Origin of the sequence: Lyngbya sp. CCY1209 (assembly GCF_035615495.1) — a bacterium.
Classification (GTDB): domain Bacteria; phylum Cyanobacteriota; class Cyanobacteriia; order Cyanobacteriales; family Microcoleaceae; genus Limnospira.
The window spans coordinates 1-9808 of the sequence record NZ_JAJENU010000153.1 but is presented as its reverse complement, the minus strand read 5'-3'; the positions used below and the strand labels follow the sequence as shown (position 1 = coordinate 9808).

Annotated in this window: 10 protein-coding genes; 1 reads left to right on the top strand and 9 read right to left on the bottom strand. The window is 59.4% G+C overall.

The genetic code is table 11. The annotated features are described in order from the left end of the window. Positions 1-335: 335 nt before the first annotated feature. Entirely contained in the window at positions 336-944 is a 609-nt protein-coding gene (locus LKE08_RS01965; protein ID WP_324702509.1) for a hypothetical protein, read from the top strand. Positions 945-1045: 101 nt separating this feature from the next. Here LKE08_RS01965 and atpC read toward each other — a convergent pair whose 3' ends face one another. The 9 genes from atpC to LKE08_RS01920 all read right to left on the bottom strand — a co-directional run. Next, positions 1046-1462 (bottom strand): ATP synthase F1 subunit epsilon, encoded by a 417-nt coding sequence (gene atpC / locus LKE08_RS01960; protein ID WP_324702508.1) that lies wholly within the window; start codon positions 1460-1462, stop codon positions 1046-1048. A gap of 119 nt (positions 1463-1581) precedes the next feature. After that, complete coding sequence (gene atpD, locus LKE08_RS01955; RefSeq protein ID WP_324702507.1) at positions 1582-3039, bottom strand: F0F1 ATP synthase subunit beta; 1458 nt, start codon at positions 3037-3039, stop codon at positions 1582-1584. A 154-nt stretch (positions 3040-3193) separates the two neighbouring features. Further along, complete coding sequence (gene minE, locus LKE08_RS01950) at positions 3194-3478, bottom strand: cell division topological specificity factor MinE (RefSeq protein WP_324702506.1); 285 nt, start codon at positions 3476-3478, stop codon at positions 3194-3196. Between the two features lie 183 nt (positions 3479-3661). Continuing rightward, positions 3662-4468: a septum site-determining protein MinD gene (gene minD / locus LKE08_RS01945; RefSeq protein WP_324702510.1), complete on the bottom strand. Its 807-nt coding sequence runs from the start codon at positions 4466-4468 to the stop codon at positions 3662-3664. A 371-nt stretch (positions 4469-4839) separates the two neighbouring features. Further along, a complete protein-coding gene (gene minC / locus LKE08_RS01940) occupies positions 4840-5658 on the bottom strand; it encodes a septum site-determining protein MinC (protein WP_324702505.1) in 819 nt (272 codons plus the stop codon). A gap of 77 nt (positions 5659-5735) precedes the next feature. Next, on the bottom strand, positions 5736-7052 hold the full coding sequence (locus LKE08_RS01935; protein WP_324702504.1) for a four-carbon acid sugar kinase family protein: 1317 nt from the start codon (positions 7050-7052) through the stop codon (positions 5736-5738). A 111-nt stretch (positions 7053-7163) separates the two neighbouring features. Continuing rightward, positions 7164-7826: a hypothetical protein gene (locus tag LKE08_RS01930; protein ID WP_324702503.1), complete on the bottom strand. Its 663-nt coding sequence runs from the start codon at positions 7824-7826 to the stop codon at positions 7164-7166. Positions 7827-7850: 24 nt separating this feature from the next. Next, positions 7851-8456, bottom strand: a complete 606-nt coding sequence (locus LKE08_RS01925) for an SLATT domain-containing protein (RefSeq protein ID WP_324702502.1) — start codon at positions 8454-8456, stop codon at positions 7851-7853. Between the two features lie 195 nt (positions 8457-8651). Continuing rightward, a partial coding sequence (locus tag LKE08_RS01920; protein ID WP_324702501.1) for a HAMP domain-containing sensor histidine kinase occupies positions 8652-9808 on the bottom strand: 1157 nt, incomplete at its 5' end.

Genomic DNA, 9808 nt, shown 5'->3' with positions numbered 1-9808 from the left:
GTCTTGCTCTCTGCGAGACAGAGTAACAGGTTAGGGCTAGAAAGCCCCGTCGCTGTCTTCGCGGGGATTGGTTACCCAATGATATGTAAACGGAGTTGGTGCCGTACATCAACGTCTGGAAGTATTCGTAGAGGTTTGTCCCCTGGACGGAACTGTAAACACGCGATCGCTCGTTGCTATATCTATTTATATATCATCGGTCTGGGTGAAGGATTGTGCTTCCATCCCGACCAATCTCCCCGCCGATAGAATTTCCATCTCACCCTACACTCTCCGGCAACTGGAGGGTTTATCGTAGGAATAGCAGAACACTGGCGAACGGCCAGGAGGTTCATATGAATAAGAAACAGCGCTACGGGACGATCGCGGGCGTCGGTTTGGCGATCGCGACGGGATTCGTCACCCTCAATACCGCCACCGTATCCTCACAGCCGACTTCGGACAATATTGGCGGAAATTCGGACAATCCCCAGGAAGTCTATCAAAACTGCCCGGGACGGGGGCAAGGCTACGGCCCCGGTCGCGGTCGCGGTCGCGGTCGCGGCCCCGGATGGGGACGCCAGCAAGGAATGGGGCGGGGAGGACGGGGAGGCCCGATGATGTACGACCCCGGCCAAGTCGAAACCGTCCGGGGCCGGATTGTCTCGGTCGATACGGAAAATTTCCGGGGCGGTCGGGGACCCGGAGGAATGCACGCGATTTTGGAAACCGACAATAACGAACAGATCGAGGTGCACATGGGGCCGTCGTGGTTTTGGGATCGGCAGGCGGTTCAAATTTCCCCCGACGACGCGATCGAAGTGACGGGATCGCGAATCGACTGGGGCGGAGAACCGATGATGATCGCCGGTCAAATCACGGCCGGAGGTCAGACGCTGAACCTGAGAAATGATGACGGTTTTCCGGTTTGGAGCGGCGGCGGGGCGGTTTGCCAACCCCGGTAACTGCGGGCCTGCGATCGCCCGAAATGACCCAAAAAATTGGGGAACCTCAACCGCCCCGGCATTCGGGTTTCGTTCGGGATTCCCCAGATTCTCGATCGGATCTAAACTTCGACCGCAGCACCCGCCGCTTGCAGTCGAGCTCGGGCCCGTTTGAGGGCTTGCTTGGCTTTGATCTGCTCCTGCAAATTGATGCCGGCGCTGGCTTGCTCTACCGCGGCTTCCGCCTTGGCTAAGGCTTGGCGGGCGGCTTCGGTGTCGATCTTGTCGCCGCGCTCGGCGCCGTTGACCAAAATGGTCACTTCATCTTCTTGCACTTCGGCAAATCCCCCCAGCAGGGCGATCGCGATCCATTCATTTTTGGGTCGGATCCGCATGACTCCGGTATCCAGAGCCGTCAGCAGGGGGGCGTGGCCGCTGAGAATTCCGAGTTGGCCGGTGGTACTCGGGAGAATCACTTCCTCGGCCGTAGCGTCCCAGACCGTCTGATCCGGGGCGATGACGCGCACGGTTAATGTCATAAGTTCGGTGTTGAATGTAATCCACAACTGAAGGTCGGGAGCCGGAAGGGAGTCGGATTTCGGAGGCGATCCGCCCCGACTCCCCGACCCGTCAAAATTCGAGATCTGGGCGACCCGATTTATTGATTTTTTTCCTTCATCTTTTCGGCTTTGGCGATCGCCATATCGATATCGCCGACCAAGTAGAAGGCCTGTTCCGGTAGATCGTCGAGTTCCCCATTCAGAATCATCTGGAAGCCCTTGATGGTCTTTTCCAAAGGCACATATTGACCCGGAGAACCCGTGAACACCTCAGCCACAAAGAAAGGTTGGGACAGGAAACGCTCAATCTTACGAGCACGAGCCACAGTCAAACGGTCTTCCTCGGACAATTCATCCAGACCCAGAATCGCGATGATATCCTGGAGTTCTTTGTAACGCTGGAGGGTGGACTGTACGGCTCGGGCGGTTTGATAGTGTTCCTCACCCACCACACTGGGTTGCAACATGGTGGAGGTGGAATCCAGGGGATCGACGGCGGGGTAAATCCCCTTCGACGCCAAAGCCCGGGACAGCACCGTAGTCGCGTCCAAGTGGGCGAAGGTGGTGGCCGGAGCGGGGTCTGTCAAGTCATCGGCCGGGACGTAAACGGCTTGAATCGAGGTGATCGAGCCTTCTTTCGTGGAGGTAATCCGCTCTTGCAGTTCCCCCATTTCCGTGCCCAAAGTCGGCTGATATCCAACGGCGGAGGGCATCCGTCCCAGGAGTGCGGATACTTCCGAACCCGCCTGCACGAACCGGAAAATATTGTCGATGAACAGGAGCACGTCTTGTTTGCTGACATCGCGGAAATATTCAGCCATTGTCAGGGCTGACAGACCCACCCGCATCCGCGCCCCGGGGGGTTCGTTCATCTGACCGTAGACGAGGGCAATCTTAGACTTGGAACGATCTTCGGTGTCGATTACGCCCGATTCAATCATTTCATTGTAAAGGTCGTTTCCTTCCCGAGTGCGTTCGCCCACGCCCCCGAACACGGAAACCCCACCGTGGTTGATGGCAATGTTGTTGATCAATTCCATCATGATCACCGTTTTGCCAACCCCGGCCCCACCGAACAGGCCAATCTTGCCTCCCCGACGATAGGGGGCCAACAAGTCTAATACTTTAATACCGGTTTCAAAGACAGATGGCTTGGTTTCCAAGTCCACGAAGGCGGGCGCGGAGCGGTGAATGGAGAAGGTTTCTTCTGTTTGAACCGGGCCCAAGTTGTCTACGGGTTCGCCGATGACGTTAAAAATCCGACCCAGGGTAGCGGTGCCGACGGGCACGCTAATCGCCGATCCGGTATCCGTCACTTCCATGCCGCGAACCAGGCCATCCGTTCCGCTCATGGCAACGGAGCGCACTTGGTTGTCACCGAGAAGTTGCTGGACTTCGCAGGTGACGGAAATATCTTGACCCGCTTCGTTTTTCCCGGAAATTCTCAGGGCGTTGTAGATTTCCGGCAATTTGCCGTTGGGAAATTTAATATCGACAACGGGGCCGATGATTTGAGTAACGTAGCCGACGTTTGTTTTTTCTGCGGTGGTGACCATGCTTTCGCCTATTTCCTTATCGAGCTAATCCGACGTGTTCGGCAAGCTTTAGAAGAATTTAATATTGCCATCTATTAGGGTATCACTCTATGGAGACATTCCAGAGAAAATTTGCCGAGAAAGTTTATGCCCGGTCGGGGGCGTGCGGACGGGTTCAGGAATTGGACGCGGGGGTATTTTTGACCCGGCGGATCGGCAGGTTGGCGATCAGGGTGGTCGCCCGCTGGTCGCTTTCGAGGCCGAATTCGGAATCTTCCGTGTCGATTTCGACGTACCGGGACACCACTTCCAGGATCTCCCGCCTCATGGCTTCCACCATTTCCGGGGACAGGTCGGCGCGATCGTGGGCGAGGACGAGCTTCAGCCGTTGTTTGACCGCATCACGGCTGGTGGAGGTGGTGCGGGGAAAGAGTCGTTCGAGAAATTCATTGATCTTCATCAGATTTGCGGGATTATCGGTCGGTAGGGGTGGAAAATCTGCGCCCGAGCTGCCAGAGGCCCCAGATGAGACCCTCGCGCATCCAGTAGGGGACTGGGGGAAGATGACCGGTGCCGATCGCGGGGACTGGAGTCGGCGACCCGGAATCTGTCTCGGGTGGGGTTCGCCCGGAGCGGCGACCTACTAGACAATCTTAGACGACAGCAGTTTTCGCAGCCGAGTGAAAAAACCTTCCGGCGCGGGGTTGAGATCCATAAATTCAACTTTTTCCCCCTCCAGGCGGCGGGCGATATTGTTGAAGGCGATGACGGCGACGGAAGTGGTTTCCGACAACACCAGGGGTTCGCCCTTGTTGGTGGCGACGATCACCTGTTCGTCATCGGGGATGATGCCAACGAGGGGGATGGCGAGAATTTCCTCCACATCTTGGACGGACATCATGTCGTTGGCTTGCACCATCCCCGGTTTAATGCGGTTGATCAGCAGGCGGATGCGCTTGATGCCGTTGGCTTCGAGCAACCCGATGACGCGGTCGGCGTCCCGGACGGCGGAAATTTCGGGGGTGGTAACGACGATCGCCTCCTTGGCGGGGGCGATGGCATTTTGGAACCCCTGCTCGATCCCGGCCGGACAGTCGATCAATATATATTCGTACTTGGGTGTCAGTTGGCCGATCAACTCTTTCATCTGTTCGGGGGTGACGGCATCTTTCATGCGGTTTTGGGCGGCGGGGAGCAGCACCAGGCGTGGCTGGCGCTTATCTTTGACCAGGGCCTGTTCCAGGCGGCAGTCCCCCGAGAGCACTTCCACCGCCGTGTAGACGATGCGGTTTTCCAAACCCAGCAACAAGTCCAGATTTCTCAAGCCGAAGTCGGCGTCGATGACCACAACCGAGTGTCCCCGTTGGGCCAGAGCCATGCCGAGATTAGCTGTGGAGGTCGTTTTCCCGACCCCTCCCTTTCCAGAGGTGACAACGATAATGCGACTCATGCTGGTGGTTCGTTTGTTAGCAGTACAGGTGTTGGGAATTGATAATTGATAATTGACAATTGACAATTAACTTCCTTTCCCCGACTCCCGACTCCCAATTCTGGATAACCCCGATGTTCCCCGTCAATTTTCGGGAAAGGCGACCATCTGAGAATCGGGTGAATTCATCCTACCCGATCGCCTGCCCCTGCTGAAGTCGCCCCGACCTAATTATTAGCAGGTTTTGAAAATTCAGAGATTCGGGAGTGGGCGATCGCGACGCGACACCGATGATAGCAGAATTTTAATAAATAATTGACGGTTGATAATTGACAATTATCCGTGAAGGTCTCTTTCTCCAACTCCCGAGGATCGACTCCCCAATACCGTTTCTAGCCCCGAATTTGCCAGATTTTCGCCTTACCGAACTCGTTAGCCCGGGTGATGCGGATGCCATTGGCGGTGATGTAGGCGACTTCCGGGAAAAACAGGTCGGGGGATTGTTCGGGGCCGCGGGCCACGCGGTCGGCGATGCGGATCAACGTCGGCTCCATCTGCAAGGCCATGACCAAACTTTGCAGGTTGCCGCGGGCCCCGGCGTGGACGGTGCCCCGCAGCCGTCCCCAGACGATGATATCGCCGTCGGCGACGATGGAACTGCCGGGGTTGACGTCGCCCAACACCACCACCGTCCCGGGGTGTCGGATATCCACCCCCGATCGCAGGGTCATTTTCAGATACAGGGGTTCGGCTTGCACCGAGGCGGGGTCAGCTTCCGTTTGAGCCAGGTGGTTCCGTTCGGAGTCGCGATCGACGGAATATCCCGCCATCGCCGCGGCCACGGCCGTCTGGGCGCGGCCGGTCTTCACCCGCTTGAGTTCCAGTTGCACTTCCGCGAGGGCTTCGGCGATGCTCTGAAGCTGGCGTCCGTCCAACAGGCGATTTTTCGCCACCAGATGCACATCCGTACCCGGTTCCCAGGCGTGTTCGCCGCCGTTGATGCGGTGTTTAAGCTGCTGCCACAGTTCCGTCCAAGTGCTGCCATTGGAGGCTTCGGGGCGATCGCGGCCGGTTTCTTCCGGGAGGATCAGCAGCAGACAATCCCCTTCCCGCCGGAACCGCACCTGGGACTGGGTGGCCGGAGCCGGGGGCAGTGCCTGGGGTGTTTCTTCGGCCAAAACTTCGGTCGATTGGGGCGCATCAGAAGACATAGTGACCAGTTCAACTCTCAACGTCGGGAGTGGGGAGTGGGGAGTCCCAGAATTCATTGTCAATTGTCAATTGTCAATTATTCCGGACTCAGGCGTCGGCAAACCGTCGCCAAGCCGTCGGCATCGCCGACGTTGCCGGGGAACAGCACCACGGGAAGATTCGGGAATTGGGGGTGGTCGGCGGGGGTTTTCACCATCGAACATCCCGGCAGCACCTGTCCGAGGAGGCGGGCGGTTCTCAAAGCCAATCCCGTACTCAGCACGTCGTTGGAGGTGATGCCGCCTTTGCTGACCAAAAATCCGATATCGTCCGGCAACCCCCGCACGATGTCCATCAGCAGGGCGGAAACCGCCGCCCCAAATTTCAGGCGGATCTGGGTATTTTCAAAGGTGATTTCCTCCCGGCTGGTGTAGATGACGGGGGTTTGTCCCCCGGCGTGGACGGCGGCGACGCGATCGCAGATCTGGCGGAGCAGTTCATCGCGCCGAGTCGGGCTATCTTCGAGGAGGTGGGAGACATCCACTTCCACCCCCACGACATCGGGTTCTTCGAGCAACCGTTCGAGTTGCCGGGTGGATTTTTTGACGTGGGAGCCCACCAAAACCACCCCGGGTTTATGGTGGCGGGTGTATTGTCCCATCTCGTCCGGGGGCAGAGGTTGGGGGCCGAGGGCGGCGAGGGAGGTGAGGATGCTCGCGGCGCTGCGGAACAGGAACCGCTTGCCCCGGCCGGCAGCGGTGAGGACGTCGGAGGCGAAGCGGTCTAGGTCGGCCTGGGTTTCCCCATCGACTCCCACGCACTGATTTCCGGTCAGGTGCATGAGGCGGTCGAGGGTGCCGTTGCGGATAGTGTCGAGTTTGAACAATTCCACGGATGCGGCTGGGATTTTACCCCCGGTTTTTTCCGCGACGTAATCCGGCAGGTAGCTGTGGTGGTAGCCGAACACGGAATCCCGGGCGAACTCGGTTTCGTGGACGGGGGTATCGACGCCATCAATTTTCAAGTAATGAACGCCGTCGCGGGTGATGCGTCCCCCTTCAAAAAAGGCGGGGACGAGGAAGTGGGCGTCGAAGGGTCCCAACTCTTCGGCGATGGCGTCGGTTTCGGTGGGGTAGTGGCCCCGCAGGGTGGAGTCGGAGCGGCTCACCACCATGAAATCTTGGACGGACTCGGCTGCGATCGCTTCTTTAAGGTTGTGGGTAACTTCCCGGGTGACGGCGTCGGCGTCTTCCGGGGTCAGCGCCCGGGTGTTGGTGAGGATGAAGAAAATGGGGGATTGGTCGGCGAGTCCCAGCCGCAGGGTCTCCACGTCCCAGCGGGTCAACAGCAGGCAACTGTGGACGGTTTGGGAGCCGGTCGGATCGTCATCCAGAACGATTATTTTGGGTTGCATCGGATCGGTTTCGGAGTAACTGGCACAGCAGGATCGAGGTCGGGATTCGGAGTTCGATCAACAGCCTACCATCGATCGGACGCCGGGGCTAGAGGAGGGTGAGAGTGGGGTTCAAAATCGGGGGGGACGGCGATCATCGCGCAACGGTTTCAACTGGGTTTCGACGGCGACGGCTACCTTCCAGGCTTCGGCCAGCAGGTGCCCGTGGGGGGTATCGTCCGGGAAGTCGGCCAATTTGGGGGCGATCCAATTCGAGAGGTCGGGCGGGAATAAATCGCCGGATTCGGCGATAAATTGGCGGTTTTTGCGGAGCAAGGCTTCGGTTTTCAGGGCCCGCACCAGTTCGGCTCGGATCAGTGTCAAAGCTTCGATCATTTGTTTTCGATCGGCCCACGCGCCCTGGGGATTTCCGGCTTGTTCGAGGCCGTCGAACAGGTCGATCGCCCTGACGATGGCATTGTAGCGTTCCACCTGCTCCCAGATGGCGATCGCGGTTTGATGGCGGTGGGTGGCGATCAGTTTCAGGGTGTCGTCGAGAATCAGTCCCGCCGCGGCGATGGCGTGGACGCTCCCCAACGCCCATTGATATCGGGGAACAATCGCGCTCAAAATTCCGTAACTGAGGAAGATCAGCCCCGAGGCGACGAGGGTTTTGACGCCCTCGCGCCCAAATTTTTTCAGGGTGGGGGGGCGGTAGACTCGGTTCACGCCCAGTCCGCTGAGATGTTTGAGTTCCCCCCGGCTAATTTCGAGCCCTTCCAAATCGGGTTTCATGGCCAGACCTCGACACCCCCCGCCCTAGAGGGACGGGGTTTGATAGCTCCCCCGAACTTCCTCGTCAGATAAACGGACTTGACCTGTCGATTGAGAAACCCTGTAGCTTTGCGAGTAAGTCGCCACCAACTGATTTTTATCGGACTTTTTCACGGCTTTCTGATAGGCCCATTCGGGGGTGATGGGCAGGGGCTTTTTCAGTTCGCCGTACTGCGAGTTCAACGCCGCGAGATCTTCGAGTTCGGAAAGGAGATCCCGGGGATTGACGAGACATTCGAGCAAGAATTTGTCGTAGGCGTCCCCCAACTGTTCGTACACCCGGGAGGCGGCTTTGTGGTCGTTAGCCCTCTCGATGGGATTCAGAAAGGTGAGCAGGGGGGCCAATCCCGCCACCAATACGGAAAAGACGACGTAAAATGCGAAGGTCGTGCCGCCTTCGGGTTTTTGCAGTTCGGCGATCGCCTGGACGCTGGCGGCGGCGGCCAGTACGGTACTGGGAATGCCGATGTACAAATGGGTGTGCGCCCACCGGATCGAAACGTAAAGGTGCGCCCAGCTCATGATCCGGCAGAGATTTCTTCTATCTTCAGCGCGGGCGAGAATATCTTCTCGTCTGACCAAATTTTCCATGATCTTTTATCCCTGGTATGGGTTCGGCGCAGTTGACTCCTTCGACCCGGACCCGTCGATCGCATTTTGAGAGCCACCTCGGAGGATGGCGAATGTATGATAATGCCTTGTTTTGTGGGGGTCGAAACTGCACTCAAGGATTATACGATACCAAAATCGACCCATCGGGAGAATGGGGGGATCGGGGTTGGGGAGTCAACCCGCCCGGGGCAGCCACACGACGAAGGTGGTTCCCACCCCGCCCCGGGGGGAGACCCCGTGGGGGAGCCATTCGGGGAGGGCGGGGGAAACCCCCCGGATATCTCCCCCCGTCCGATCGAGGAGGTCGCGGGCGATCGCCAGCCCCAGGCCGGTTCCGGGGATGTCGCCCCCGGCCCGGATGCCCCGGTAGCCCCGCTCGAACAGGCGGTCGCGGTCCCTGGGGGGGATGCCGGGTCCGGTGTCGCTGACGGCGACCCCGAGGCGGGAGTCCGATTCGACGGCGACTTTCAGGTAAATTTGCCCCCCCGGGGGGGTGTATTTGAGGGCGTTGTCCAGCAGGTTGCCGAGGGCTTCCCGCAGGGCTTTGGCGTTGCCGAGTACGGGGGGGAGGGCGGCGGGAATTTCGGAAATGCAGGTGAGGCGACGGTCGTCGGCGATGGCGCAGGCGGAGGTCCAGAGGGGATCGAGGATGGTTTCGATTTGCAAGGGTTCGGCGACGTCGGCGGCCGGGAGCAGGGCCGGGGGCGGTGAGGGGGCTTCGGCCGCGTCGGAAATGTCGATGTCGAGGGGGGGCAGGCTGAGGACGTCCTCGCCCCGTCCGACGCTGCGATCGACCTGTTCGAGCAGTTCTTGGATGCGATCGCTCTCCCGCAAAATGTTGTCGGCGAGTCGGCGGTTGCGGTCGTCGGGGAGTAGGCGTTTGAGCAGGAGTTTGCCGAAGGTCCTCAGGGCGGTGAGGGGGCTTTTGAGTTGGTGCAGCAGCCCGTGCAGGGTTTCGTATTCGCGGCTCTGGAGTTGGTACTGCCGGGCGAATTGCTCCCGCAGCCATTGGGAGCGGCGCTCCAAAATGCAGGCGGTGGTGAGGGTGTGGGCGATCGCCTGGAGTTGCTGCCGTTCTTGGGAGTTCCAGGGCCGGTCGTCGCGGCCGGTGACCAAAAAGCCCATCACCCGGCGATCGTGTATCAGGGGCAGCACTTGGCGTCGGGGCGAGTCGGGGTGGGAGTCGGGGTGCGGCCAACCCGTTTCGGCTTCGGGAGCGGAAAACGGTTCGGCTTCCGGCGGGGGGGGGGACTCGAATTCGGAGTCCGGGGCCGCGGGTAAAATCGGCAGGGCCGGTTCGGGGGAGTGGGGGGGGGGGGGGGGGGGGGGGG